Annotated in this window: 24 protein-coding genes; 13 read left to right on the plus strand and 11 right to left on the minus strand. The window is 71.6% G+C overall.

Annotation, left to right across the window (positions count from 1 at the left end):
• Window positions 1-47 precede the first annotated feature (47 nt).
• Entirely contained in the window at window positions 48-1,166 is a 1,119-nt protein-coding gene (gene serC / locus ACFY3I_RS32025; protein WP_390864563.1) for a phosphoserine transaminase, read from the plus strand.
• Window positions 1,167-1,241: 75 nt separating this feature from the next.
• Here serC and ACFY3I_RS32030 read toward each other — a convergent pair whose 3' ends face one another.
• Window positions 1,242-2,237: a WD40 repeat domain-containing protein gene (locus tag ACFY3I_RS32030; RefSeq protein ID WP_390864564.1), complete on the minus strand. Its 996-nt coding sequence runs from the start codon at window positions 2,235-2,237 to the stop codon at window positions 1,242-1,244.
• 93 nt (window positions 2,238-2,330) lie between these two features.
• On the opposite strand from ACFY3I_RS32030, the gene ACFY3I_RS32035 reads away from it, so the two are divergent.
• The 3 genes from ACFY3I_RS32035 to ACFY3I_RS32045 all read left to right on the plus strand — a co-directional run bounded on the left by ACFY3I_RS32035 (window position 2,331) and on the right by ACFY3I_RS32045 (window position 4,987).
• A complete protein-coding gene (locus tag ACFY3I_RS32035) occupies window positions 2,331-3,014 on the plus strand; it encodes an SGNH/GDSL hydrolase family protein (protein WP_365295424.1) in 684 nt (227 codons plus the stop codon).
• A gap of 88 nt (window positions 3,015-3,102) precedes the next feature.
• On the plus strand, window positions 3,103-3,690 hold the full coding sequence (locus ACFY3I_RS32040; RefSeq protein ID WP_390864565.1) for a Uma2 family endonuclease: 588 nt from the start codon (window positions 3,103-3,105) through the stop codon (window positions 3,688-3,690).
• 304 nt (window positions 3,691-3,994) lie between these two features.
• Window positions 3,995-4,987 carry an aldo/keto reductase gene (locus ACFY3I_RS32045; protein WP_390864566.1) on the plus strand — a complete coding sequence of 331 codons (993 nt, stop codon included), beginning with the start codon at window positions 3,995-3,997 and terminating at the stop codon, window positions 4,985-4,987.
• 264 nt (window positions 4,988-5,251) lie between these two features.
• On the opposite strand, the gene thpR is transcribed toward ACFY3I_RS32045, so the two are convergent.
• The 3 genes from thpR to ACFY3I_RS32060 form a co-directional block, all read right to left on the minus strand.
• Complete coding sequence (thpR, locus tag ACFY3I_RS32050; protein ID WP_390864567.1) at window positions 5,252-5,824, minus strand: RNA 2',3'-cyclic phosphodiesterase; 573 nt, start codon at window positions 5,822-5,824, stop codon at window positions 5,252-5,254.
• 118 nt (window positions 5,825-5,942) lie between these two features.
• On the minus strand, window positions 5,943-7,292 hold the full coding sequence (locus tag ACFY3I_RS32055; RefSeq protein WP_390864569.1) for an MFS transporter: 1,350 nt from the start codon (window positions 7,290-7,292) through the stop codon (window positions 5,943-5,945).
• A gap of 27 nt (window positions 7,293-7,319) precedes the next feature.
• Window positions 7,320-7,757 carry a MarR family winged helix-turn-helix transcriptional regulator gene (locus ACFY3I_RS32060; protein ID WP_181804999.1) on the minus strand — a complete coding sequence of 146 codons (438 nt, stop codon included), beginning with the start codon at window positions 7,755-7,757 and terminating at the stop codon, window positions 7,320-7,322.
• A gap of 153 nt (window positions 7,758-7,910) precedes the next feature.
• Here ACFY3I_RS32060 and ACFY3I_RS32065 point away from each other — a divergent pair, with 153 nt between their 5' ends.
• Window positions 7,911-8,105 (plus strand): ribbon-helix-helix protein, CopG family, encoded by a 195-nt coding sequence (locus ACFY3I_RS32065; RefSeq protein ID WP_365295415.1) that lies wholly within the window; start codon window positions 7,911-7,913, stop codon window positions 8,103-8,105.
• A 24-nt stretch (window positions 8,106-8,129) separates the two neighbouring features.
• On the opposite strand, the gene ACFY3I_RS32070 is transcribed toward ACFY3I_RS32065, so the two are convergent.
• Window positions 8,130-9,581 carry an NCS2 family permease gene (locus tag ACFY3I_RS32070; protein ID WP_390864570.1) on the minus strand — a complete coding sequence of 484 codons (1,452 nt, stop codon included), beginning with the start codon at window positions 9,579-9,581 and terminating at the stop codon, window positions 8,130-8,132.
• 112 nt (window positions 9,582-9,693) lie between these two features.
• On the opposite strand from ACFY3I_RS32070, the gene ACFY3I_RS32075 reads away from it, so the two are divergent.
• Window positions 9,694-9,951: a DUF2530 domain-containing protein gene (locus tag ACFY3I_RS32075; RefSeq protein ID WP_390864571.1), complete on the plus strand. Its 258-nt coding sequence runs from the start codon at window positions 9,694-9,696 to the stop codon at window positions 9,949-9,951.
• Window positions 9,952-10,062: 111 nt separating this feature from the next.
• Complete coding sequence (locus ACFY3I_RS32080; protein WP_390864572.1) at window positions 10,063-12,462, plus strand: HAD-IC family P-type ATPase; 2,400 nt, start codon at window positions 10,063-10,065, stop codon at window positions 12,460-12,462.
• A gap of 64 nt (window positions 12,463-12,526) precedes the next feature.
• On the opposite strand, the gene ACFY3I_RS32085 is transcribed toward ACFY3I_RS32080, so the two are convergent.
• Together ACFY3I_RS32085 and ACFY3I_RS32090 are read right to left on the minus strand one after the other, a co-directional pair.
• Entirely contained in the window at window positions 12,527-13,309 is a 783-nt protein-coding gene (locus tag ACFY3I_RS32085; protein WP_390864573.1) for a hypothetical protein, read from the minus strand.
• Window positions 13,310-13,499: 190 nt separating this feature from the next.
• The gene (locus ACFY3I_RS32090) at window positions 13,500-14,447 is read right to left on the minus strand and encodes a hypothetical protein (RefSeq protein WP_390864574.1); all 948 of its coding nucleotides are present in this window, start codon (window positions 14,445-14,447) and stop codon (window positions 13,500-13,502) included.
• Between the two features lie 177 nt (window positions 14,448-14,624).
• Between ACFY3I_RS32090 and ACFY3I_RS32095 the strand changes: the two genes are divergently transcribed.
• Window positions 14,625-14,855: a hypothetical protein gene (locus ACFY3I_RS32095; protein ID WP_365295405.1), complete on the plus strand. Its 231-nt coding sequence runs from the start codon at window positions 14,625-14,627 to the stop codon at window positions 14,853-14,855.
• Window positions 14,856-14,954: 99 nt separating this feature from the next.
• On the opposite strand, the gene ACFY3I_RS32100 is transcribed toward ACFY3I_RS32095, so the two are convergent.
• Both ACFY3I_RS32100 and ACFY3I_RS32105 read right to left on the minus strand, forming a co-directional pair.
• A complete protein-coding gene (locus tag ACFY3I_RS32100) occupies window positions 14,955-18,101 on the minus strand; it encodes a sacsin N-terminal ATP-binding-like domain-containing protein (RefSeq protein WP_390864575.1) in 3,147 nt (1,048 codons plus the stop codon).
• Between the two features lie 142 nt (window positions 18,102-18,243).
• Window positions 18,244-19,170, minus strand: coding sequence for a DUF3027 domain-containing protein (locus ACFY3I_RS32105; RefSeq protein WP_365295402.1), 927 nt, complete (start codon window positions 19,168-19,170; stop codon window positions 18,244-18,246).
• Window positions 19,171-19,632: 462 nt separating this feature from the next.
• Here ACFY3I_RS32105 and ACFY3I_RS32110 point away from each other — a divergent pair, with 462 nt between their 5' ends.
• From ACFY3I_RS32110 to ACFY3I_RS32125, 4 genes are all read left to right on the plus strand, one after another.
• Window positions 19,633-20,976, plus strand: coding sequence for an MFS transporter (locus tag ACFY3I_RS32110; RefSeq protein WP_365295481.1), 1,344 nt, complete (start codon window positions 19,633-19,635; stop codon window positions 20,974-20,976).
• A gap of 80 nt (window positions 20,977-21,056) precedes the next feature.
• On the plus strand, window positions 21,057-21,530 hold the full coding sequence (locus ACFY3I_RS32115) for a DUF2771 domain-containing protein (RefSeq protein WP_365295400.1): 474 nt from the start codon (window positions 21,057-21,059) through the stop codon (window positions 21,528-21,530).
• Window positions 21,500-22,264 carry a futalosine hydrolase gene (locus tag ACFY3I_RS32120; RefSeq protein WP_390864576.1) on the plus strand — a complete coding sequence of 255 codons (765 nt, stop codon included), beginning with the start codon at window positions 21,500-21,502 and terminating at the stop codon, window positions 22,262-22,264. The genes ACFY3I_RS32115 and ACFY3I_RS32120 overlap by 31 nt, the downstream gene beginning before the upstream one ends.
• Window positions 22,251-23,102, plus strand: a complete 852-nt coding sequence (locus ACFY3I_RS32125; RefSeq protein WP_365295396.1) for a 1,4-dihydroxy-6-naphthoate synthase — start codon at window positions 22,251-22,253, stop codon at window positions 23,100-23,102. Before ACFY3I_RS32120 ends, ACFY3I_RS32125 begins: the two co-directional genes overlap by 14 nt.
• 51 nt (window positions 23,103-23,153) lie before the next feature.
• On the opposite strand, the gene ACFY3I_RS32130 is transcribed toward ACFY3I_RS32125, so the two are convergent.
• A complete protein-coding gene (locus ACFY3I_RS32130; protein WP_351711400.1) occupies window positions 23,154-23,537 on the minus strand; it encodes a cold-shock protein in 384 nt (127 codons plus the stop codon).
• A gap of 188 nt (window positions 23,538-23,725) precedes the next feature.
• Between ACFY3I_RS32130 and ACFY3I_RS32135 the strand changes: the two genes are divergently transcribed.
• Window positions 23,726-23,980: a hypothetical protein gene (locus tag ACFY3I_RS32135; RefSeq protein WP_390864578.1), complete on the plus strand. Its 255-nt coding sequence runs from the start codon at window positions 23,726-23,728 to the stop codon at window positions 23,978-23,980.
• Here the strand turns inward: ACFY3I_RS32135 and ACFY3I_RS32140 are convergent.
• On the minus strand, window positions 23,953-24,582 hold the full coding sequence (locus ACFY3I_RS32140; protein ID WP_390864579.1) for an HAD family hydrolase: 630 nt from the start codon (window positions 24,580-24,582) through the stop codon (window positions 23,953-23,955). The two genes, ACFY3I_RS32135 and ACFY3I_RS32140, sit on opposite strands and share 28 nt — an antisense overlap.
• Window positions 24,583-24,660 lie beyond the last annotated feature (78 nt).

Below are 24,660 nucleotides of genomic sequence, written 5' to 3' on the forward strand. Positions count from 1 at the left end.
CGGACTACATTTCGACCGGGTTTCCTCCAGCCACTACGCTCGGCCCCGTGGCTGACATCCAGATCCCCGCTGACATCAAGCCCGCCGACGGACGCTTCGGCGCTGGCCCCTCCAAGGTGCGGACGGAGGCGTTGGAAGCGCTCGCCGCCACCGGCACCTCCCTCATGGGCACCTCCCACCGCCAGGCCCCGGTGAAGAACCTGGTCGGCCGGGTCCGCGAGGGGATCAGCGCCCTGTTCTCCCTCCCCGACGGCTACGAGGTGGTCCTCGGCAACGGCGGCTCCACCGCCTTCTGGGACGTCGCCACCCACGGGCTGATCGACGCCAAGTCGCAGCACCTGAACTTCGGTGAGTTCTCGTCCAAGTTCGCGAAGGCCGCCCAGCTCGCCCCGTGGCTGGCCGACCCCACCGTCATCGCCTCCGACCCGGGCACCCACCCGCGGCCGCGGGCCGAGGCCGGGGTGGACGTGTACGCGTTCACCCACAACGAGACCTCGACCGGTGTCGCCATGCCGATCGAGCGGGTGGCCGGGGCCGACCCGGGCGCGCTGGTCCTCGTGGACGCCACCTCCGGCGCGGGCGGCCTCCCCGTGGACGTCAGCGAGACCGACGTCTACTACTTCGCCCCGCAGAAGTCGTTCGCCTCCGACGGCGGCCTGTGGATCGGCGTGTTCTCCCCGACCGCGATCGAGCGGGCCGAGCGCGTGCACGCGTCCGGCCGCCATGTGCCGGAGTTCTTCAGCCTTCCCACGGCGATCGACAACTCCCGCAAGAACCAGACGTACAACACCCCGGCGCTGGCCACCCTCTTCCTGCTGGACCAGCAGCTGGAGTGGCTGAACGGCCAGGGCGGCCTGGCCTGGTCGACGGCCCGCACGAAGGACTCCTCGACCCGTCTGTACAACTGGGCCGAGGAGAGCAAGTACGCCACCCCGTTCGTCGCCGACCCGGCCCAGCGCTCCCAGGTCATCGGCACGATCGACTTCGCCGACGAGATCGACGCGGCGGCCGTCGCCAAGGTGCTGCGCGCCAACGGTGTCGTCGACACCGAGCCCTACCGCAAGCTCGGCCGCAACCAGTTGCGCGTGGCGATGTTCCCGGCGATCGACCCGGCCGACGTCGAGGCGCTGACGAAGTGCGTCGACTACGTGATCGAGAAGCTCTGAAGCGTTGAACCGAGGCTGTTCTGACGGTTGTTCCGACCGCAGATCCGGCCGCAGTTCCGACCGCCGGCCCGCGGGTCAGTGCCGGCGGTTGGGCGAGCGCCGCAGCAGGCGCAGTCCGAAGAAGGCGAGCGCGGCCACGCCGATGACGGCGGCACCGACCCCGACCTTGCCGTCGGCGGGGCCGCCGTCCTTCCCCGATCCGGCCGAACTCCCGCTGCCGGACGGCGATCCACCGCCCGGGCCACCCGGCACGTCCTCGGCCTGCACCGGGCTCTCGGAGCCCTCGCTGCCGTACATCAGCTTGGTCCCGTCGGTGGAGTAGCTGACCGACTCGCCCTGTTTCTGCAGCGGCACGTCGAGCCGGCCCTCACGCTTGATCTTCCCGCCGTTCCAGTCGTAGTAGATGCCGCCGAAGTAGCCGCGTACGACGAGCTGCTTCCCGTCGGGCGAGAGGGCGGCGTCGGTGGCCCAGAGGTCGACGGTGGCGACGGGCCTGAACACGTTGGTGCCCGAGGAGGACAGGGTCGCCGGGCCCTCGTAGAGGTGCCCGCCGTCCTCCTTCTTGTCGATGATGTACACCCGTCCGGTCTTGGGGTGGACTATCAGCGACTCCGCGTTGCGGGCGCCGTTCGCGTACTTGACGACGTACTGGGTGGCCCTGATCGTCTGGTTCTCCAGGACCTTGGGCTCGGGCAGCCGGTAGATCCAGACGTACGGCCAGCTGCCGTCGAGGTTGTCGCCGATGTCACCGACGTAGATCTGGTTGTCCGGGCCGATGGAGATGGCCTCCACGTCACGGGGCCTGCCGATGCCGCTGAGGGTGACGGTCGCCACCGTCTTTCCGGTCGCGCTGTCGACGGCGTAGATGTAGGGGCCGTCGTCGCTGTCGTTGTGCGTCCAGTAGATGCCGGGGTGCAGGTGGGAGGCGGCGAGACCGCTGGACTCGGTGATACGCGGGTCCGTGATCGTGAACCCCTTGTCCCCGGTGCCGTCGGCGGCGGAGGCGGGTGCGGCGGCGAGGGCTCCGGTGAGCAGGATCCCGGCGAGGAGAGCGAGCGATCGTGGGCGCATGGGCCAAGCCTGCCACCCCGTGCTGTGTCCGGCCGCGGCGGACGTGTCGGTCCTCACACCCCACCGCTCCCGCTGATCGTCCATCATGAGCGGATGCTCAGGTTCATGCCCGTCGGGGACTCGATGACCATCGGCAGCACGGGCGAACACACATGGCGGTACCGCATGTGGCAGCACCTGTGCGCGACCTACGGCGGCCCCTTCAAGCTGGTCGGCCCGCGCGAGACGCTGTACGACAAGCTCGCCGACGCGCCCGTGTCGTACTCCTACGCCGACCCGGACTTCCCCCGCGCCCACCTGGCCGGCTGGGGCGAGGGCTGGCTGCACATGGCCCCGCTGATCGGGGAGGCGGTACGGACCTGCCGCGCCGACGTCCTCCTCGTCTCCCTCGGCCTAATCGACCTGGGTTTCTACACGAACGCCGAGCAGACGGCGGCGAACGCGCGGTCCTTCGTCGCCGCCGCCCGGGAGGCCAACCCGCGCGTCCGCATGGTGGTGCTGCCGGTGATCCCGAACATCCGGGCCGCGTCGGACCCGCAGTTCGCGGAGCAGGTGAGCCTCTTCAACGACCTGCTGGCGAAGACCGTCGCCGACCTGGACGAGCCCCGCTCCCCGCTGCTGCTGGCCGCGCCCCCGCCGTCGTACGACATCGACACGGACACCTACGACGGCACCCACCCCAACGCCAACGGCGAGCACCGCATCGCCGAGGCGTTCGCGGAGGCGATGTGGCAGGGGTGGGACCTGGGCGCGGAGTACGAGGCCGCGGCGGTCTGACCGGATCCCGCCGCAGCCCGGTCACCGTGCGTATCGTTGAACCGCGCGGCCGTACTCGTGCGGAGGGCGGCCGGGGAGGAGCGCCAGGATGACCGTCCTCGAAGACAGGATCGCGATGGCCCAGAGCGACGACGAGATCACGCTCGACGAGCTGTTCGAGCGGATCGAGAAGATGCCCGCCCCCGAGGGATACAAGGTCGAGATCGTCGAGGGGACCGTCTTCACGGCACCGCAGCGGGACACCCACTGGGAGATCATCCTGGACATCGTCGAGCAGTTGCGGACCAAGTACCCCCGCAAGCGGGTCAAGTCCGACGTCCGTGTCGACTACCCGGGGCACCTGAACGGGTTCGCGTCCGACGTGACCGTGACGGCCGAGGAGGCGGTCAGGAACGGGAAGGGGCTATGGCGTCACCAGGACGTCGTGTTCGTCGCCGAGGTCATCTCCCGGGGTACCGCGGCCAACGACTACGGCCTGAAGAAGACCGCCTACGCCCAGGCCGAGGTCCCCGTCTACCTGATCGCCGACCCCTACCAGCGCCGCTGCCACATCTACACCAACCCCAAGGGCGACGACTACGCGACCGAGACGAAGGTCGGCTTCGGCGACGACGTGGACCTCACCGCCACCGTCGTCGGACTCACCCTGAAGACCGCCGAGTTCCCGACCGACTGACCCTCCACGCACCGGAGTTGAGCCGTTGCCGCGGGTCCCTTCGGGCAGGCTCGAGCACGTCGGCCGTGTGCTGCCCGATCTGCCGGCCGAAGGCGACGAGCTCGGCGCCCCGGTGCCGGCGCGCCCCGACCGGACCGGGCACACACCGGCCGCCGGGTGGCCGGTCACCCACCAGATCGCTCGTCTCGGCCCGGACGCCCGGTCGTGGCCGGAGACCGGCCGGGTCCTCCTCCGCCGGACCGGCGGAGTCTCTTTCCCGCGGGTCCTTGCCTAGAGCGCACTCCACGCCGTTGGCTGGGTGACCATGAAGTACACGCAGCTCGGACGTACGGGACTCAAGGTCAGCCGGCTCGTCCTCGGCACCATGAACTTCGGCCCGCAGACCGACGAGGCCGACAGCCACGCGATCATGGACGCGGCGCTGGCTGCCGGCATCAACTTCTTCGACACCGCCAATGTGTACGGGTGGGGTGAGAACAAGGGGCGGACCGAGGAGATCATCGGCAGCTGGTTCGCCAAGAGCCCCGCACACCGCGACAAGGTCGTGCTGGCCACCAAGGTGTACGGCAACATGGCCGCCGACGGCGACGCCTGGCCCAACCACGACAAGCTCTCCGCCGTCAACATCCGGCGGGCCGTCGACGCCAGCCTGAAGCGGCTGCGCACCGACTACATCGACGTCTACCAGTTCCACCACATCGACCGCCGGACGCCCTTCGAGGAGATCTGGCAGGCGATCGACACCCTCATCGCGCAGGGCAAGATCCTTTACGTCGGGTCCTCCAACTTCCCCGGCTACAAGATCGCCCAGGCCAACGAGATCGCCTCCCGCCGTGGCGGCACGATCGGCCTGGTCAGCGAGCAGTGCCTGTACAACCTCGCCGAGCGGCGGGCCGAGATGGAGGTCATCCCGGCCGCGCAGGACTACGGCCTCGGGGTGATCCCCTGGTCGCCGCTGCACGGCGGGCTGCTCGGCGGTGTGATCAAGAAGGAGGTGGCCGGCGGGCGCCGGGCCGGCGGCCGGGCCGTCGACTCCCTCGCCAACACCACGATCCGTGCCCAGATCCAGGCCTACGAGGACCTGCTCGACAAGCACGGGGTGGAGCCCGGCGAGGCCGCGCTGGCCTGGCTGCTCACGCGTCCGGGCGTGACCGGACCGATCGTCGGCCCGCGCACCGGCGAGCAGCTGGAGTCGGCGCTGCGCGCCGTCGAGCTGGAACTGAGCGAGGAGCTGCTGGCCGGCCTGGACGAGGTCTTCCCGGGTCCGGGTCCCTCGCCGGAGGCATTCGCCTGGTAGCCGGTGCCGGGGACGGCGCCCCGTAGGGGGCGCGGGCCCCACCGGCGTGCGGCCCCGCCGCGTGGGCGCGACCGGCCCCGCGCGGCGGAGCGCACCGGGACGGCCCACGGCTCCTCGGCTCTCCCGCTCACCTCGTGCCGGAAGCACTCACCTCATGGCGCGGGCGCTCACCTCATGGCGGAAGCCGCCGCGACCACGACGAACAACAGCACGAGCGCACCGGCCATGATCCGGTTCCTGGTCTTCGGGTCCACGGCATCGAGCCTAACCGCCCGCCCCTAGCTCCCAGGAGGCGACCGCCTCGTACCGGGGCTGCTCCCCCGGCACCCCCGAGGCCGGCAGGTTGCTGCGCACGAGCACCAGATCCCGCACCGTCCAGGTCCGGCTCTCGAAATCGGCGAGGGGCGCCAGGTAGGGGGCCGTGTCCACGGCCTCGCGGCTGCGCGCCACCGTCAGGTGGGGCTGGTAGCGGCGGTGCTCCCCCATCGGCACGCCCGCCTTCCGTGCCGCCGCCTCCGCCCGGTCGGCGAGCAGCCGGAGCGTCTCCAGGTCCCCGCGGGCGCCCGCCCACAGGGCCCGGCCGTGACCGAACTGGCCGCCGCCCGCGACGGCCAGCGGGAAGGGCTGGGTGCGGTGCGCGGTCCGGGCCAGCCGGTCCGACAGGCCGGGTACGAGCCCGTCGTCGACCTCGCCGTAGAACGCGAGGGTGAAGTGCCAGCCGGGGCGGCCGGTCCAGCGCAGCGCCTGAGCGCCCGGCAGGCGCCTCAGCCGGTCCACCTCGCCGGCGAGCACGGCGGCCACCTCGGGCGGGGGCAGTACGGCGGCGAAGAGTCTCATGCGGACCACCCTGCCATCAGGAGGAGACGCGGATCACCCCCGATGGTCCGGCCGCACGGGCGAGGGCGGTACCGGCCCGCAGGCTCCCGCCTCCGGGCCGGTACCGCGGGTGGCCGTCTCAGGCCGCCGGTGCCAGCTGTTCCCGCTGCTCTCTCGGCACGAACCGCACCCGCGGGTGGCCGCGGTGCCAGCCGACCGACAGGCGCAGGTTGCCGACCCGGGCCAGGACCAGTCCGATGACGACCGCCGCCGCGGCGGCGATCGCACCGCCGACCGCGAGGCCCGCCCGGACGCCGTAGGAGTCCGTGATCCAGCCCGCGATGGGTGCGCCGATGGGGGAGCCGCCCATGAACACCATCATGTAGAGGGCCATCACCCGGCCCCGCATGGCCGGGTCGGTGCCCATCTGGACGGTGGTGTTGGCGGTCACGTTGACCGTCATGCCGAACATGCCGATCGGGACCATCAGCAGGGAGAACAGCCACAGGGACGGCGCGGTGGCCGCCACCAGTTCCAGGCCGCCGAAGGCCACCGCGGCCGCGAGCATCACCCGCAGCTTGGCCGTGCCGCGTCTGGCCGCGAGCAGGGCGCCGGCCAGGGAGCCGACCGCCATCAGGGTGTTGAAGAGGCTGTAGGAGCCCGCGCCCGCGTGGAAGACGTCGTCCGCGAAGGCCGAGAGGTACACGGGGAAGTTGAATCCGAAGGTGCCGATGAAGCCGACCAGGATGATCGTCCACATCAGGTCCGGGCGCCCTGCCACGTAGCGCAGCCCCTCCCGCAGCTGGCCCTTGCCTCTGGGCGCCCGCCGGACGGCGTGCAGGTCCCGTCCGCGCATCATCAGCAGTCCGACGATGGGGGCGACGAAGGACAGGCCGTTGAAGAGGAACGCCCAGCCGGTGCCGACGCCGGTGATCATCAGACCGGCGACGGCGGGACCGACCAGGCGGGCCGACTGGAAGTTCGCGGAGTTCAGACTGACCGCGTTCTGCAGTTGGTCCGGGCCGACCATCTCGGAGACGAAGGACTGACGGGCCGGGTTGTCCACGACCGTGGCCAGGCCGACGAAGAAGGCGGCGAGGTAGACGTGCCAGACGTGCACGTGGCCGGAGAGGGTGAGCAGCGCGAGCGCGACGCCGGTGAGGGCCATGGCCGACTGGGTGACGAGGAGGGCGCGCCGCTTGTTCAGCCGGTCGACCAGGACGCCGCCGTAGAGGCCGAAGAGCAGCATCGGCAGGAACTGCAGGGCTGTGGTGACGCCGACGGCGGTCGCGGAGCCCGTGAGGCTGAGAACCAGCCAGTCCTGGGCGATGCGCTGCATCCAGGTGCCTATGTTGGAGACGACCTGGCCGGCGAAGAACAGCCGGTAGTTCCTGACCTTCAGCGAGCCGAACATCGAGGACCTATGGGATGCGGGGGTAGTAGGGGCGGTCGGTGCGGGGGCGGAAGGTGCTCCGGATCCCGTACTCAAAGTGGGTTCGCCTCCTCGTTGCAGGGCTTACAGATGTGCGAGCTTCTCCAGGACGGGGGCGGCGGCGCGGAGCTTGGCCCACTCGTCCTCGTCGAGGCCGTCGACCAGGCCGGCCAGGAACGCGTTGCGCTTGCGACGGCTCTCCTCGAGCATCGCCTCGGCCTGCTCGGTCCTGGTGACGACCTTCTGGCGCCGGTCCTCGGGGTGCGGCTCCAGACGGACCAGGCCCTTGGCCTCCAGCAGCGCCACGATGCGGGTCATCGACGGCGGCTGCACGTGCTCCTTGCGGGCCAGCTCACCGGGGGTGGCCTGGCCGCAGTTGGAGAGGGTGCCCAGCACCGACATCTCGGTGGGGCTCAGTGACTCGTCGACCCGCTGGTGCTTCAACCGTCGCGAGAGTCGCATCACGGCGGAGCGGAGGGCGTTCACGGCGGCAGCGTCGTCGCCATGGGTAAGGTCCGGCATGTCTTTAGAGTAACTCATTACCCATGCTAAGGACCACTCGGGACACGCCAGCATGCCCGTAACCTCGGTCACGGAATCCCACTGTCACCCGTACGAGTGAGCCGAATCCGGAAAGTAACGCATCGGGCGCGCGGATGTGGCGCCCTCGTATGCATGGGGACCAGTGTGCTCAGCCTGCGGATAGACGAGGAGCTGCTCGACCGGCTCCGGATCCACGCGGCGAAAAGGGGAATGAGCGTCCAGGACTATGTGGTCCGGACGCTCATTCGGGACGACTTCGACGAGCGGTTCTCGGCCGCCGTCGAGGAGACGGAGAGGTTCTACGGCGATCAGGTCAAGGTCACGTGAGAACCCGGACCGGCCGGAGCCGGATCAGGTGAGACCCAGCGCCGGCATCAGGTAGTAGAAGGCGAAGACCGCCGCGACCGCGTACATGGCCGCCGGGATCTCCTTGGCCCGGCCGGCGGTCAGCCGCAGCACCACGAAGGTGATGAAGCCCATGCCGATGCCGTTCGTGATCGAGTAGGTGAACGGCATCATCACCATGGTGACGAAGGCCGGGATCGCCACGGTGTAGTCGGCCCAGTCGATCTCCTTGACCGAGCCGGCCAGGATCAGGAAGCCCACCGCGAGCAGCGCCGGGGTGGCGGCCTGGGAGGGGACCATCGTGGCGATCGGCGTGAGGAACAGCGCGACGGCGAACAGCGCGCCGGTGACGACGTTGGCGAAGCCGGTCCGGGCGCCCTCGCCGACACCGGCCGTCGACTCCACGAAGCAGGTGGTGGCCGAGGAGGAGCTGGCACCGCCGGCCGCGACGGCGACACCGTCGATGAAGAGGACCTTGTTGATGCCCGGCATGTAGCCCTGGGCGTCGGTCAGCTTCGCCTCGTCGCTGACGCCCATGATCGTGCCCATGGCGTCGAAGAAGCAGGACAGCAGGACGGTGAAGACGAAGAGGATGCCGGTCAGCACGCCGACCTTGCCGAAACCGCCGAAGAGGCTGACCTTGCCGAGCAGGCCGAAGTCGGGGGTGGAGACGGGGTTGCCGGGCCACTTCGGGACGGTCAGGCCCCAGTTCGTCACGTGCGCGACGGAGTTGATGATCAGCGCCAGCACGGTCATCGCGACGATGGAGATCAGGATCGCCCCGGCGACCTTGCGGACGATCAGCGCGAGGGTCAGCAGCACGCCGAGCACGAAGACCAGGACCGGCCAGCCGTTGAGGTGGCCGTCCATGCCGAGCTGGAGCGGGACGGTGGTCTGCGCGGCGTCCGGGATCCGGGTGACGAAGCCGGAGTCCACCAGGCCGATCAGCATGATGAACAGGCCGATTCCGATCGAGATCGCCTTGCGCAGGCTGTAGGGCACGGCGTTCATCACGCGCTCGCGCAGACCGCTGGCGACCAGCAGCATCACGACGATGCCGGCCAGCACCACCATGCCCATCGCGTCCGGCCAGGACATCCGGGGCGCGAGCTGGAGGGCGACGACGGAGTTCACGCCGAGACCGGCCGCGAGCGCGATCGGGACGTTGCCGATGACGCCCATGAGCAGCGTGGTGAACGCGGCGGTGACGACGGTGGCGGTGACCAGCTGACCGTTGTCGAGGTGGTGGCCGTACATGTCCTTCGCGCTGCCGAGGATGATCGGGTTCAGCACGATGATGTACGCCATCGCGAAGAACGTGGCGAAGCCGCCGCGCACCTCACGGGCGAGAGTGCTGCCCCGCTCGGAGATCTTGAAGTACCGGTCGAGCGCGCCGTACGCGGGGGTCGCACCCGGCTGTTCGGGGGCGGGGGCCTGGGTGGAAGCCGGGGTTGACATTGGATGTTCCTACGATCATAAGTAGCCAGACACAAACGGTTTCAGTATGAACATATGAGTCCTGGATCGCCATCTCCGCGCGTAGACCCCAGGGATGCGTAAGCTGAGCACCATGGCGAAGTGGACCCCCCAGCACGAGGCACCGGAACCCCTGGAGGGTCCCGTCGTACCGACGATCATCGGCGGCACGATCATCTGGTTCGTCCTCTTCCTGGCCCAGCTCCCCTTCTACGGCTGGTACTCCGACCACGGCCACGCCTGGTGGGTGTGGACCTGCCTGGCCGGCGGCGGCCTCGGACTGATCGGCGTCTGGTACGTGAAGAAGCGGGACACGGCCATCAAACGGGCCGAGGCCGCGCGCTCCCTGTAGGGGAGACCCCGAGGCCGCCCTCCACCCAGGGCAGGACCCCCCTCCTCCCCTGGTCGGATCTTCCGGGCACTCGGCAGGTGAACGCGCAAATCCGCACGTACCGTCGAACGTATGACGCACATCGACGCGGGCGCGGAACTCGACCCCGTGCACCCGGTTCCGCTGCCGGCCCCGGCCCGGCCCGGCGGACTGACCGCCGCCGAGGTCGCGCGGCGGATCGCGCGCGGCGAGGTGAACGACGTACCGGTGCGCAGCAGCCGCTCGATCGGCGAGATCGTGCGCGCCAACGTCTTCACCCGGTTCAACGCGATCATCGGTGTGCTCTGGGTGGTCATGCTGGTGGTCGCGCCCATCCAGGACAGCCTGTTCGGCTTCGTCATCCTGGCCAACACCGGCATCGGCATCGTCCAGGAGTGGCGGGCCAAGAAGACCCTGGACTCGCTCGCGGTGATCGGCGAGTCACGGCCCACCGTGCGCCGTGACGGAGCCGCGGTGGAAGTGGCCACCAGCGCGATCGTGCTCGACGACCTCATAGAGATCGGCCCCGGCGACAAGGTCGTGGTCGACGGGGTGTGCGCCGAGGCGGACGGCCTGGAGATCGACGAGTCACTGCTCACCGGTGAGGCCGACCCGGTCGTCAAACGCCGCGGCGACCAGGTGATGTCCGGCAGCTTCGTGGTGGCCGGCGGTGGCGCGTTCTCGGCCACGCGGGTCGGCCGGGAGGCCTACGCGGCCCAGCTCGCCGAGGAGGCCTCGCGCTTCACACTGGTCCACTCCGAGCTGCGCACCGGCATCTCCACCATCCTCAAGTACGTGACCTGGATGATGGTCCCGGCCGCCGTGGGCCTGGTCGCCACCCAGCTCGTGGTCAAGAACAACGGCCTCAAGGACGCCGTCGCCCGCACGGTCGGCGGCATCGTGCCGATGGTCCCCGAGGGGCTGGTGCTGCTCACCTCCGTCGCCTTCGCGATCGGCGTGATCCGGCTGGGCCGCCGGCAGTGCCTGGTCCAGGAGCTCCCCGCGATCGAGGGCCTCGCCCGCGTCGACACCGTCTGCCTGGACAAGACCGGCACGCTCACCGAGGGCGGCATGGACGTCACCGAACTGCGGGCGCTGGACGGGGTGGACGAGGGGTACGTCCGCAGGGTGCTGGGCTCGCTCGGCGAGTCCGACCCGCGCCCGAACGCCTCCCTCAAGGCGATCATCGACGCCTACCCCGACAGCGAGGACTGGCGGTGCGTGGAGTCGCTGCCGTTCTCCTCCGCCCGCAAGTACAGCGGGGCGACGTTCAGCGAGGGCGACGGGGAACTGAGCACCTGGCTGCTGGGGGCACCGGACGTGCTGCTCGGCGCCGACGACCCCGCGCTGGCCGAGACCGTACGCCTCAACGAGGAGGGGCTGCGGGTGCTGCTGCTGGCCCGCGCCACCCGGGACCTCGACGATCCGGGGGTCGCGCACGGCGCCGCCGCCACCGCCCTGGTGGTCCTGGAGCAGCGGCTGCGGCCGGACGCCGCCGACACCCTGCGCTACTTCGCCGACCAGGAGGTCCGGGCGAAGGTGATCTCCGGTGACAACGCCGTGTCGGTCGGCGCGGTGGCCGCGAAGCTCGGACTGAGCGGTACGACCGTGGACGCGCGCCGGCTGCCCGCCGAGCCCGCCGAGATGGCCGAGGCGCTCGACGAGGGCACCGTCTTCGGGCGGGTCACCCCGCAGCAGAAGCGGGACATGGTGGGGGCGTTGCAGTCCCGTGGGCACACGGTCGCGATGACCGGGGACGGCGTGAACGACGTGCTCGCCCTGAAGGACGCGGACATCGGTGTGGCGATGGGCTCGGGTTCCGAGGCCACCCGGGCGGTCGCGCAGATCGTCCTGCTCGACAACAGCTTCGCCACGCTGCCCTCGGTGGTGGCCGAGGGGCGCCGGGTGATCGGCAACATCACCCGGGTGGCGACCCTGTTCCTGGTCAAGACGGTCTACTCGGTCCTGCTCGCGGTGTTCGTGGTCTGCTGGCAGGTCGAATACCCCTTCCTGCCCCGGCACCTGACCCTGCTGTCCACCCTGACCATCGGCATCCCGGCCTTCTTCCTGGCCCTGGCCCCCAACAAGGAGCGGGCCAGACCGCACTTCGTCCGCCGGGTGATGCGCTACTCGATCCCGGGCGGGGTGCTGGCGGGTGCCGCGACCTTCGTGACGTACCTGATCGCCCGCCACTACTACACGGGCGCGGGCTCCCTGGACGCGGAGACCAGCGCGGCGACCGTGACCCTGTTCCTGATCTCCATGTGGATCCTGGCGATCATCGCCCGCCCGTACAACTGGTGGCGGGTGGCGCTGGTGGCCTCGATGGGTGTCGCCTTCGTCTTCGTCCTCGTGGTGCCGGCCCTGCAGAGCTTCTTCGCACTGAAACTGGTCGGCGCCGTGATGCCGTGGACCGCGGTGGGGGTGGCGGTGGTGGCCTCGGTGGTGCTGGAGTTCCTGTGGAAGTGGGTGGAGCGGAGGTACCCGGTGTGAACGGTGAAGCACGCCCGCCCCACCGGTGCGGCACCGGTGGGGCGGGCGTCGGGTCCGGGTCCGGCTACTGCACGTCGACGAAGTCGCCCGTGGCGCTGACCGCCGGGCTCGTGGAGGAGCCGGCGAAGGAGTAGCGGTAGTAGCCGTCGACCGTCGCCGTGGTCGTCGTCTTCAGGGCGCCCGTGGACGAGGCCTTGATGGTCTTCAGCGTGGTGTAGGTGCTGGAGGTCTTCTTGCGGAACTGGAGCTTCACCGACTGGCTGCCGTAGGCGCCGTACTTGTTGGTCTCCCAGTTCGCGCGGGTCAGGGTGCCGGTGACCGTGACCGTCTTGCCCTTCTTGACCGGCTCGGGGGTGGCGTTGACCGTCAGCTTGGTGGCGCGCAGGACCTTGGTGGTGCCCAGGCCGCCCACCCACTTCACGCCGCCCGTGCCGGCGGCGATGCCGCCGACGTTCCAGGAGCCCGCCTCGGAGTTGATGAGGTCGTCGTCCCCGCCGACCGTGAAGTTCAGCGTGGCCTTGCAGTTGAGAACGGTGGTGGAGGCCGCGGTGCAGGTGCCCGGCTCGTCGGAGGCGAACAGGTCGCTCGGCTGGGTGACCGAGGTGCCGCGGTAGATGGCCGGGCCGGTGGCGAAGTCGGTCGCCTTCAGGCTCGACGGGTGGGTCACGGTGTACGTGACCGCGAAGGACGTCTTGGCCGTGCCGACGACCATGCTGCTGCCCTTGTTGATCTTCATGTTGGAGAAGGTGACGTTCGGCGCGCTGCCTGCGGCGTGCGCGGCCGGAGCGACGAACGCGGTGAGCGCCAGGGCGCCGGAGAGGGCGGCCACAGTGGCACGAATACGCATGGATTCCCCAGGTGGAGAAGGGTGGGCGCGGGGCCCAGGTGATCGAGGGAGTCTCTTGACTCGACTGATCAGATCCACGAGAGCTGAGACTGGTTGTACGGGTGGGACGTAACCCGATCAGATTTTGCTTACTTTGCGATCGGATTACGTCTCCATGAGACCGCCGGGAACCGCCCGGGAGGGACCTCCGCTACCGCACGTCGACGTAGTCGCCCGTCGCGTCGACCGCGGGGGTCGTGGTGGTGCCCACGAAGGAGAAGCGGTAGTAGCCGTCGACCGTCGCCGTGGTCGTCGTCCTCAGCGCACCGGTCGAGGACGACCTGATGCCCTTGACGTTCGTGTAGGTGCTGGAGGTCTTCTTGCGGAACTGCAGTCGCACGGACTGGTCGGCGTAGCCGTGGTAGTGGCCGTCGTCCCAGCCGGCGCGGGACAGCTTGCCGGTGACGGTGACGGTCCTGCCCTTCCTCACGGGCTCCGGGGCGGCGTTCACCGTCAGCTTCGACAGCCGCTGGAGTCGGGTGGTGGCCAGCCCGTCCTGCTCGGCGGCACCGATCTTGCTCCAGTCGTCGCCGGACGGGTCCTGCCCGTTGAGGGCGAGCGCGAAGCCGAACGCCTTCCAGGTGGTGGCGTCGGCGTTGTGGAGCTGCGTGTCCGCGTAGACGTCGATGGTGCCCCTGCAGTCGGCGGTGGTCGCCGAAGTGTCCGTGCAGGTCGGCCAGTCCACGCCGAACAGCTCGTTCGCCGGGTCGTCGATGCCGGCACCGCGGTAGATCTCGACGTCCATCAGGAAGTCGTCCGCGTGGATGTCGACGTCGGCGCCGTGCGTCACCTTGTAGGTGACCGGGAAGGTGCCGTGGGTGGTGGTGCCGGCGACGATCGGCCTGCCCTTGTTGATCCGCACGTCGGAGAAGGACAGGTCCAGCGGGTACGGGTCGCCCGCGTCGGCGGCGGTCGCGCCGGTGTACGCCGACCGGCCGGCGGTGCCCTGGTGGGCCCGGACGAGCTCGGCCAGGCCGGCGGGGCTGCGGGAGGAACCGGCGGCGGCCTGCGCGGCCTGCGCGGCCGGCGCCGAGAGGGCGGAAAGGGCGGAGAGGGCCAGGACGCCGGAGAGGGCGAACGTGGTGGCGCGTATGCGCATGGGGTCCCCTGTGTGGAAGTGACCGGTGAGCCTGTCGACTCGCCCGCTCAGATCCACGGAATCAGCGAAAGGTTGTACGAAAAGCTGTGCGAAAAGCCGGGGGTTCTGTGAGAGATTCCTCCCGTCGGCCGCCCCGACCGTCGGCCGCCTGGACGCATCAGCCCGGAAGGTGCCCCCATGAGATACCTCGTCGCCTGCTACCCCAAGGACGAGGACACCCCCGAATCGGTCACCGACGTCTCGTCCGTGGGCGCGGGCGCGCTGTCGAGACTGCTGGCGATCCCCACGCACCACCTCACCGACGTGCACCCGCTGCGGACCGAACACGCGGACGGTATCCACCGCCTGACCGGCATGACGCTCGACCTGGACCGCTTCGAGTACTTCCTGGAAGTGGAACCGCGCTGACCGCGCGAAGCACGGTCAGCGGCACCTGACCCCGGACCGGACCGGGGGCCTGCCCGGTCCGGTCCGGGGTCTTGCCCCAGCCGGACCCTGGGCCCTGCCTCAGTCGAACCAGCGGTCCCGGGCCAGTTCCTCGGTGCGGGACGGGTCCTCCAGCAGCGCTGCCACCTCGAAGCGGCGCGGCCACTGGTCGGCCGCCCAGGCCAGGCCCGCGGCGACGCCCTCCAGGGTGGCGGCGTGCAGGACGCCGTCCCCGGTCAGCCGCCAGTCGATCTCGACGCCGTCGACCACCAGTTCCTCGTGCTCGACGTAGGTCTGCGGGGTGCGCGGGCCGAGCAGGACGTGCACCGACTCGGGAACGGCGTGCTCGGTGCCGTCCGAGTCGACCGACCCGGTCACCGACTCGCTCAGCCGGCGCACCTGGAACAGGTCGGCCAGTTCGGCGGCGCGGGCGGGCCGTACCGGGAGCAGCGGGACGCCGGCCGTGAACGGCAGCAGGTCCGGGGAGTCCACCACCACCGCGTCCGCCGCGTCCACCACCTCCACCCGGCCGTCGACCACCGCCCGCAGCTCGTCGGGAAGGGTCACCTGCTCGGGGTCCAGGTCCGCCAGCGCGCCGTAGAGCGCGTGCAGTTGACCGGAGGTCACCGTGCGCTCCGGATCGGCCAGGCGGTCCAGGAGTTCGGCGGCGCCGCCCGGCTCGTCGAGGAGGGCGGCGACCGAGGTCCGCACGCCGAGCGCCCGCAGCACCTGCTCGTCCTCGAACCCGGTGGCGTCGGCCTCCTCGTACAGTCCGCGCAGCAGCGGGTCGCCGCCGGCGGCGAGCAGCCCGGCGGGGCGGCGGCCGTCGAGGACCGGGTGGCCGCGCAGCCACCAGGCCGTGTACGGCCGTACGACCTCGTGCGTGCCGTCCGGCAGCAGGACGCGGACCGGCTGGGTGAGCGCGTCCCGCAGCGGCGGCCGGGCGAGCAGGGCGAGCGCCTCGGGCCAGTGGTCCTCGTCGACGAGGTCCAGGTCACGGACGGCGATCAGCTCGGTGGCGACCGGGGGCACGGGCGAGTCGGGGAAGCGGTCGAGGATGTCCTCGCACCAGACGTCGACCGCGTCAAGGAGGCCGGCGTCGTCGGGTTCGGCGAAGTCGCCCTCGCGCGGCTCCAGTTCGTCCGGGTCCAGGACGACGTCGGTGGCGCGGACGAGGGCGAAGTCCGCCAGCACCCCGCAGGCGGCCAGCGGCTGTTCACCCCACTTGTCGGCCAGGTCGGCGTCCACGGCGGCGAGTTCACCCTCCCTGATCACCCGGGCGAACGGGCTGCCGGGGAGCACGAGTTCACCGGCGGGGGCCGGCTCGCCGTCCTCGTCGGGCAGGGCGAGGGCGCCCAGCCAGGGCTCGTCGCCCGGTTCCAGGCCGGCGTCCCGGACGAGGGCGAGGACGGTGTCCGCCAGTTCCTCGGCGTCCAGGGTGTCCTCCTCCCAGTTCAGGCCGCCCTCGTCGTCCATCGAGGCGGCCACGGCGGCCCTCACCTGCGGGGTGGTGAGGATCGCCCGGGGGGTCGCGGGCAGCGCGCCGAGCTTCTCCAGGAGGGGGTGGGCGGCGTCCTGGTGGGCGACCTTGAGGCCGAGCCGGGCCAGCACCTCGGGGTCGATGACCGCGTCCGCGGTGGGGAGCAGCACCTGACGGGGTCCGATGGTGGTCCTGCCTCCGCCGGAGCCGAACCCCCGGGAGGTGCCCCCGGCGAGCGGCACCGGCAGCCCCGACAGCCGTTCCGGGTCCACGCCCGCGAGGCTGTCGTAGAGCCGCCACCACCAGTCCGGGTCCTTCTCCAGCCCGGCCAGGCGGTCGACGGCGTCCGCGAGCGGCAGCCGGGTGACGGCCAACGTCCGCAGCTCGACCCGGCGTTCGAGACCGGCGGGCAGCAGCGTGGGCAGCACCTCGGCGAGGACCCGCACGGTCTCCGCGCCCGCGCCCTCCACGATCTCGGCGTCCCGCGGGCGCAGCGCCTCGGGCAGTTCGCTGTCCTCGCCGGCCTCGATGGCCGGCGGCAGGAACGCGGTGCGCGGCAGCCGCTCCAGGATGGCCTGGCGAAGCGCCCCGTCCAGCTCGCCCTTGCCGAGCGGGCCGGGCACCAGGTGGATGATCTCCTCCCCCACCGGCCGCCAGCCGGCGAGGAGTTCGGCGTACGCGTCGGCGGCGCGCTGCACCAGGAAGTCGGTGAGCGGGCCGGGCGCCGCGTGCCGGCGGGTGGTGTCCAGCGGGAAGGAGGCGATGAGCAGGGCGGGGACGCCGAGGGCCTCGTCGCTGGGGGTGGGGGCGTGCAGCACGGCGGCGGTGCGCGGCCGGTCCGGGGCGCCCGCGGCGTCCGTGGGCACGGCCCAGGTCAGCGACCAGTGCGGGCGCAGCCGCTCCTCGACCGGCCGGCCGGCCAGCAGGTCCGGGGTGAGCGGGCCGTGCGCGGAGACGGTGCGCCAGCGGGTGGTGCCCTGCTGGGAGTCGTCCACGACGGTGAGCGCGCCGTCGGTGCGGCGGCGCAGGGTGCGCACGGTGTCGCCGGTCTCGACCACGACCTCGGTCAGACCGGGCAGGGCGAGCAGGAGGGCGTCGTCGACGGCGGCCAGGAGGCGCTCGGCGAGGTCGGTGGCGGCGGTGTCCCGCAGGGGCAGGATCACCACCGTGTCGTAGGGGTCCGGGGCAGTGCCCTCGGCGGCGAACGGAAGCCGGAGCAGCGGCACATGGCCGTCCCGGCGGCGGATCTCGTCGCCGAGCCCGCCGCTCTGCCGGGCGGTCTCCTCGGCCAGTTCCCGGGCCTCGGCGAGCGACCAGCGCACCCCGCCGTGCCGGCCGACCACCGCGGGCTCGTCGGTCACCGCGAGGACGGCGGCGAAGCCGACGCCGAACCGCCCGACGGCGCTCTCGGTGTCCTCCCGCTTGGCGGAGGCACGCAGGGTGGAGAGGGACTCGACGCCGGCCGCGTCCAGCGGGGCGCCGGTGTTGGCGGCGAACAGGACGCCGTCGCGGAGGGTGAGGCGGAACCGGCCGGGGACACCGGCGCGGGCGGCCGCGTCGGCGGCGTTCTGGGCGAGTTCCACGACGAGCCGGTCCCGGTAGCCGCCGAGGACCAGGTCCTCCTCGGCGTTGGCGTCCTCACGGAACCGGGCGGGGCTGGTGGCCCAGGCGTCGAGGACACCGCGGCGCAGGCGGGCGGTGCCGAACGGGTCGGCGCCCTCGGCGGCGGGCCGCACGAACTTGCTCACGTTCACTCTCCTCGTCGACGTGAGGAGAAGGTACCGCGCGCCGGGGACCCGTCCGGCCGCCCGCCCGGCCCGGTCAGCCGAGCAGCCCACGCGGCCGCGGCGGGCCGGTGCCGGCCGGCCGCCGCTCCGCGCGGCCGCGGGGTCAGGAGTGGCCCAGCTCCGCCGAGGTCTCGTCCGCCACCGCCGGTACCGAGCCGGAGTCGGCGGCCGGGCGGAGCGGGAACGGGTCGACGCGGGTCTCGTCGACCACCGGGGGCGCCACCACCGGAGGCTTCGGCATGACCGCGGCCTCCGAGTGGCCGCCGCAGCCGTAGGACAGGGAGACGACCCGGCCGTCGGCCGGGGAGAACTCGTTGGCGCAGACGCCGAAGGCCTGGCCCAGGGAGCCGCCGATGGGGCTGAGGAAGCCGCAGCTGACGCAGGTGGCGGGGGCCGCCTGGGCCATGGGGGTGGTGGCGCCGAAGGCCTCCTCCCAGCGGTCGGCGGCGATGTGCAGGCCGTAGCGGGACAGCACGCGGGCGCGGCGCATGCCCAGTTCCTCGGCGACCGAGGCGATCGTGCCCCGGGAGGGGACGGTGGGGAGGTTCGCGGGGGTGCCCGCGGTGACGTCGGCGTCCTCCGCCTCGGCCAGCTCCTCCATCTCCTCCGAGACCGGGGAGTTCGGTTCCGGTCCGTCCTCGCCGGTGTAGCCGGGTTCCAGACGGAGGTCCTCGGCCTCGGTGGGGAGCAGGTCCCCGGGGCCCATGTCGCCCGGGCGCAGCCGCTCGCTCCAGGGCACCCACTCGGGGGCGAGGAGGGCGTCGGAGCCGGGGAGCAGGACGACCTCGTCCAGCGTGACGAGCTTGGCGCGGGAGGCGCGGGCCACCGTCACCGCCCAGCGCCAGCCGCGGTACCCGAGCTCCTTGCACTCGAAGTAGTGCGTGACGACGCGGTCGCCCTCCGCCACCGCTCCGGCGTGCTCGCCCACCACTCCGGGTGCGGCGGCCTCCTCGGCGGCGGTCCGGGCGAGGTCGACGGCCTCGGCGCACAGACGGTCGGGGGTGCGGCTTCGCGTTGTCGCTGCGCTCACAGGTATCGCTTCTCTCCTACGCCGTCTCACGAGTGCGGCTGCCTCCGGCGGTGGGGCGGACGGAGCGGACCTGTGGGCCGCATCGACGTCCGCGTCCGATCGCTCTCGGGCGCACCTCTGCCATCCATTGTGCTTTATGGCTGAGATACGCACGCTACCCCGTCGCCGGTCGTGGGCGACAGTCCGGCGCGGAGCCTGCGCGGCGGCGGGGGCCCGCGGCGGGGGTACGACCCGGGGTCGTGGGGCCGTGCGGGCGGGTGGGCCGGGCGTGCGGTTCCTCCCCCGGTCCTCGGCCGGGAGTGCCCCCCGCACCCCTCGCGGCGCCCGGCCGTCGGCGGCGCCGTCTCCGACTCGCTCGGTCACAAAGTGCACTAGGAACTGCCGTCTCAGGGCACTATGAACGACGTGGCAACCGCGAAATCCCCCCAACGCACCGTCGGGGCCGGTAGCGGTGCGGGCCGGATGCGCGGTGCCGTCCGCTCCGTCGGGCGTGCCCTGCACCTCCCGGTGACCGGTACCGCCCGGGGCATCCGCAAGGCCACGCACGCGCACGGCGCCGGTGAGTCCGGTCTGGGCAAACTGATCGAGCTGCACGCGGTCAACGGCGCCGGCGACGTCATGATCACCGTCGCGCTGGCCTCCACCGTCTTCTTCTCCGTGCCGACCGACGAGGCCCGGGGGCGGGTCGCGCTCTATCTCGCCATCACCATGGCGCCCTTCACCGTGCTCGCCCCGGTCATCGGCCCCCTCCTGGACCGGCTCCCGCACGGCCGGCGCGCCGCGATGGCGGGCGCGATGCTCGCCCGGGCACTGCTCGCGCTGATCATCTCGGGGGCGGTGGCGAGCGGCAGCCTGGAGCTGTATCCGGCCGCGCTCGGCGTGCTGGTCGCGTCGAAGGCGTACGGCGTGGTGCGCAGTGCCGTCGTGCCGCGGCTGCTGCCGCCCGGGTTCTCCCTCGTGAAGGCCAATTCCCGGGTCACCCTGGCCGGGTTGCTCGCCACCGGTGTGGCCGCGCCGATCGGGGCCGGGCTGCACGCCGTCGGCGACCCGTGGCCGCTCTACGGCGCCTTCGTGATCTTCGTGGCCGGGACGTTCCTCTCCTTCACCCTGCCCGCGAAGGTCGACTCGGCCAAGGGCGAGGACGTGGCGCTGCTCGCCGCCGACGAGGAGCATCTGCACGGCCCGCTGCGCCGGGAGACGAAGCGGCCGGGGCTGCGGACGGTGGGGCCCGCCGTCACGCACGCGCTCGGCGCCAACGCGGCCCTGCGCTGTCTCTCCGGCTTCCTGATCTTCTTCCTGGCGTTCCTGCTCCGCGAGCATCCGCTGACCGGGGAGAGCGCGGCGGTGTCGCTCGGGATCGTGGGCGTGTCGGCGGGCGCGGGCAACGCGCTCGGTACGGCGGTGGGTGCCTGGCTGCGGTCCCGGACGCCGGAGATCATCATCGTGACGGTGGTCGCCGTGGTGCTGGGGACGGCGATCGTGGCGGCCCTGTTCTTCGGCGCCCTCCTGGTGGCCGTGCTGGCCGCGGTGGCCGGATTCGCCCAGGCGCTGGCCAAGCTGTGCCTGGACGCGCTGATCCAGCGGGACGTGCCCGAGCAGGTGCGCACCTCGGCGTTCGCCCGGTCGGAGACGCTGCTCCAGATGGCCTGGGTGTTCGGCGGCGCGGTGGGCATCGTGATGCCGCTGAACGGCACCCTGGGCCTGGTGGTGGCCGCCGCGATCGTGGCGGCCGGCTGGCTGGCCACCCTGCGCGGCCTGATCGACTCCGCCCGGCACGGCCCCCGCGCCCGGCCGAGGGTGGCGTGAGGGACGCAGCTGGCGTAACGAAGCGGGCACGCCGCACCCCACGTGGGGAGCGGGCCGGAAGGTCCCGATAGCCTTCGGCCATGACCACGCTGCACTCCCGCTCGCGACGCCGCCGCGTCGTCGCCGCCGCCGGCGCCGTTTCCGCCGGACTGCTCGTCCTGTCGGCCTGTGACAAGCCGACACCGATCGCCACGATCACCGTCGGTACCTCGTCGGTCAACTCCGAGGCCAGCTGCTACAACGACGGCAAGGCCCTGGACACGGAATCCCTCGCGAAGTGTCTGAAGGACACCGGGATCAAGTCCATCAAGGTGGACCCGGACGACACGGTGCGCCTCGGCGTCGACCCGAAGATCGCGGACAACGGCTGGACGATCCTGCTGAACGGTCAGCCGCTGACCGACTCCAGCAAGAAGACCTACCGGACCATCCCGGGCAGCGTGTTCTTCAACGCCCAGTACGGCGCCTCCGGCGACTCCAGCCTCGTCTCCATCAAGGAGGGCGACAAGTCGGTGCTGGGCCTGTGGTCCTTCAAGCTCAAGAAGGACGCCTGACCACGTCCGCCGTACGCGTCCTCGTGGCCACCGCGGTCCCGGCCGAACGGGACGCGGTGGCGGCGGCGTTCAGGGACGGGACGGCCGGGGTACGGCTGCCCGGCCCGGTCCTGCTGCACCGCGCGCGCGAGGGACGCACGGAGTACGACCTGCTCGCCGCCGGAGTGGGCCCCGCCCTCGCCGCCGCGGGCACCGCGACCGCCCTGACCGCCGCGGCCCTGGAGGGCCGGCCCTACGCCCTGGTCGTGTCCGCCGGGATCGCCGGCGGCTTCCAGCCGGCCGCCCCGGTGGGCTCCCTGGTCGTCGCCGACGAGATCGTGGCGGCGGATCTGGGCGCCGAGACCGCCGAGGGCTTCGTACCGGTCACCGAACTGGGATTCGGGACCGTCAGCCACCGTCCGCCGGATTCACTCGTACGAGCCATCGCCGAGGTGACCGGAGCCCGCCCCGGAGCGGTACTCACCGTGTCCACCGTGACCGGCTCGGCCGCCCGCGCGGACGAGCTGCGCGCCCGGCACCCACGCGCCCTCGCCGAGGCCATGGAGGGCTTCGGCGTCGCCGAGGCGGCCGCCGCGCACGCCGTGCCCGTGCTGGAGATGCGCGCGGTCTCCAACCCCGTCGGTCCCCGTGACCGAGCCGCCTGGCGCATCGCGGACGCCCTGGCCGCCCTGACCGGGGCCTTCGGGAAGCTCGCGCCCGCTCTGGAGAGTTGGAATCCACATGACCACCGCTGACCCGCTGCGCATCGCCTACTCGCCCTGCCCGAACGACACCTTCGTCTTCGACGCCCTCGCCCACCGGCGGGTCCCGGACGCGCCCGCCCTGGACGTGACCTTCGCGGACATCGACATCACCAACGGCATGGCCGAGCGCGGCGAGTCCGACGCGCTGAAGGTGTCGTACGCCGTGCTGCCGTACGTCCTCGACGAGTACGCGCTGCTGCCCTGCGGCGGCGCGCTGGGGCGGGGCTGCGGGCCGCTGGTGCTGACCAGGGAGGCCGGGGCGGACCTGACGGGCCGAACGGTCGCCGTGCCGAGCGAGCGGTCGACGGCCTACCTGCTGTTCCGGCTGTGGGCGGCCGACACGCTCCCCGGCGGGGTCGGCGAGATCGTGGTCATGCCGTTCCACGAGATCATGCCCGCCGTGCGGGACGGGAAGGTGGACGCGGGACTCGTGATCCACGAGGCGCGGTTCACCTACCAGAACTACGGACTGCACAAGCTCGCCGACATGGGCGAGCACTGGGAGACCACGACGGGCCTGCCCATCCCGCTCGGCGCGATCATCGCCAAGCGGTCCCTGGGCACCGAGACGCTCACGCGCCTCGCCGAGTCGATCCGTGCGTCCGTCCACGCGGCCTGGGACGACCCCGAGGCCTCCCGGCCCTACGTCATGGCGCACGCCCAGGAGATGGACCCGGCCGTCGCCGACCAGCACATCGGGCTCTACGTCAACGAGTTCACCTCGGAACTCGGCGAGGACGGCTACGCGGCGGTACGCGGACTGCTCACCCGGGCGGCGGCCGAGGGACTCGTCCCGCCCCTCGGCCCGGGCGCACTCGATTTCCCGTAAAAGCGCTTACGGGACTTGCCCACTCAGGTGACTTGTCCGTCTGTAACGCGCTTACACGTCGAGCTGGTCCGCGACCGCCCGAAGCAGTCCGGCGATCTTCGCGCCGGCGGCCTTGTCGGGGTAACGGCCGCGCTCCAGCATCGGCGTGATGTTTTCGAGCAGGGTCGTCAGGTCCTGCACGATCGAGGCCAGTTCGTCCGGCTTCTTGCGCTGGGCGGCGGCGACCGACGGGGTGGGGTCGAGCAGGACCACCGACAGTGCCTGGTCACCGCGTTGACCGGCGACAACGCCGAACTCCACGCGCTGTCCGGGCTTGAGTACGTCGACCCCGTCGGGGAGAACCGAGGAATGGACGAAGACGTCACCGCCGTCGTCGCGGGAGAGAAAGCCGAAGCCCTTCTCGCTGTTGAACCACTTGACCTTGCCGGTAGGCACGTCTGTCCTCGTCCTCGTATCTCGTCGGAAACCGCTCGGTAAACTTCTGAATGCAACAGCTCTGGAACGGGCCTTGATAGCACTCGGGCGGGTCGACCATGACCCGCCGGTACCAAGGCTAATGGTCTTCGGGCGCGTGACAAGACGTCGCCCGGTTGTTCCTTCGGGCAGGGAACTACCCTGGTCGAGTGCGTGACAAAACCCAAGCGAATTCCACCGGGCCCGGTGACCGACTGATCCGCGCCGGTGCCGTGCTCTTCTTCATCGGTGCGGTGGCCACTCTCGTCACCGTGATACCGCTGTTCCTCGGTGCGAAGCCTTTTCCGACCTACATGTACCTGTTGAGCATGCTCATGGGCGTCGGCTTCCTGGTCGCGGGCGCCGGAGTGCTCCGATCGGCCGCGGCGGGACGCCGTCAGGCCCGGGAGGCCGCCGCGCGGTAGGCCGCCAGCCAGGCCGGGAGCTCGGTGAGGTCCCCGAGGACCACGTCGGCGCCCGCCGCGAGCAGTTCGTCCGCGTCGCACGGCCCGGTGGCCACCGCGACGGAGAGCGCTCCGGCGGTACGTGCCCCGCGCACGTCGCCGACGTGGTCGCCGACGTACACGCTCGCGCCGTGCTCACGCAGCGCGGCGGCCTTCTGCTCGGCCCAGAGGTCGCCGACCACCGCGTCGGGGACCATGCCGAGATGGCTGAGATGCAGCTTCGCGCTGGGCTCGTACTTGGCGGTGACCACGACGGCCCTGCCCCCCGACTCCCGCACCGCCGCGATCGCCTCCCGGGCGCCGGGCATGGCGGGGGTGGCGGCGATCGCTATCTCCGGGTACATCGACCGGTACAGGTCGACCATCTCCGCGATCCGCTCGGCCGGGAACCAGTTGGCCAGTTCCTCGGCGAGCGGCGGCCCCAGCCGGGTGATGGTCAGGTCGGCGTCGATGTAGGTCCCCGTCCGCTCGGCCAGCGCCGTGTAGCAGGCGTGGATCCCGGGGCGGGAGTCGATGAGGGTCATGTCGAGATCGAAACCGACGGTGAGGGCGCGAGAAGTCATATGGACCATTGTGCCGGGGGCGCCGAAAGCGCCGAAGGCGCCGGGGGCCGAGACTCCGGGTGCGGTCGTCGTCCGGCC

The organism is Streptomyces sp. NPDC001068 (assembly GCF_042897315.1).
Lineage (GTDB): Bacteria > Actinomycetota > Actinomycetes > Streptomycetales > Streptomycetaceae > Streptomyces.

What these genes read in the sequence shown, in the direction of transcription:
- ACFY3I_RS32125 (WP_365295396.1), top strand. Translation starts at nt 22,251, where the DNA reads ATGACCACCGCTGACCCGCTGCGCATCGCCTACTCGCCCTGCCCGAAC.
- ACFY3I_RS32080 (WP_390864572.1), top strand. Translation starts at nt 10,063, where the DNA reads ATGACGCACATCGACGCGGGCGCGGAACTCGACCCCGTGCACCCGGTT.
- ACFY3I_RS32095 (WP_365295405.1), top strand. Translation starts at nt 14,625, where the DNA reads ATGAGATACCTCGTCGCCTGCTACCCCAAGGACGAGGACACCCCCGAA.
- ACFY3I_RS32045 (WP_390864566.1), top strand. Translation starts at nt 3,995, where the DNA reads ATGAAGTACACGCAGCTCGGACGTACGGGACTCAAGGTCAGCCGGCTC.
- ACFY3I_RS32085 (WP_390864573.1), bottom strand. Translation starts at nt 13,309, where the DNA reads ATGCGTATTCGTGCCACTGTGGCCGCCCTCTCCGGCGCCCTGGCGCTC.
- ACFY3I_RS32070 (WP_390864570.1), bottom strand. Translation starts at nt 9,581, where the DNA reads ATGTCAACCCCGGCTTCCACCCAGGCCCCCGCCCCCGAACAGCCGGGT.
- ACFY3I_RS32040 (WP_390864565.1), top strand. Translation starts at nt 3,103, where the DNA reads ATGACCGTCCTCGAAGACAGGATCGCGATGGCCCAGAGCGACGACGAG.
- ACFY3I_RS32110 (WP_365295481.1), top strand. Translation starts at nt 19,633, where the DNA reads ATGCGCGGTGCCGTCCGCTCCGTCGGGCGTGCCCTGCACCTCCCGGTG.
- ACFY3I_RS32075 (WP_390864571.1), top strand. Translation starts at nt 9,694, where the DNA reads ATGGCGAAGTGGACCCCCCAGCACGAGGCACCGGAACCCCTGGAGGGT.
- ACFY3I_RS32090 (WP_390864574.1), bottom strand. Translation starts at nt 14,447, where the DNA reads ATGCGCATACGCGCCACCACGTTCGCCCTCTCCGGCGTCCTGGCCCTC.
- ACFY3I_RS32035 (WP_365295424.1), top strand. Translation starts at nt 2,331, where the DNA reads ATGCTCAGGTTCATGCCCGTCGGGGACTCGATGACCATCGGCAGCACG.
- ACFY3I_RS32060 (WP_181804999.1), bottom strand. Translation starts at nt 7,757, where the DNA reads ATGCCGGACCTTACCCATGGCGACGACGCTGCCGCCGTGAACGCCCTC.
- ACFY3I_RS32030 (WP_390864564.1), bottom strand. Translation starts at nt 2,237, where the DNA reads ATGCGCCCACGATCGCTCGCTCTCCTCGCCGGGATCCTGCTCACCGGA.
- ACFY3I_RS32065 (WP_365295415.1), top strand. Translation starts at nt 7,911, where the DNA reads ATGGGGACCAGTGTGCTCAGCCTGCGGATAGACGAGGAGCTGCTCGAC.
- ACFY3I_RS32140 (WP_390864579.1), bottom strand. Translation starts at nt 24,582, where the DNA reads ATGACTTCTCGCGCCCTCACCGTCGGTTTCGATCTCGACATGACCCTC.
- ACFY3I_RS32115 (WP_365295400.1), top strand. Translation starts at nt 21,057, where the DNA reads ATGACCACGCTGCACTCCCGCTCGCGACGCCGCCGCGTCGTCGCCGCC.
- thpR (WP_390864567.1), bottom strand. Translation starts at nt 5,824, where the DNA reads ATGAGACTCTTCGCCGCCGTACTGCCCCCGCCCGAGGTGGCCGCCGTG.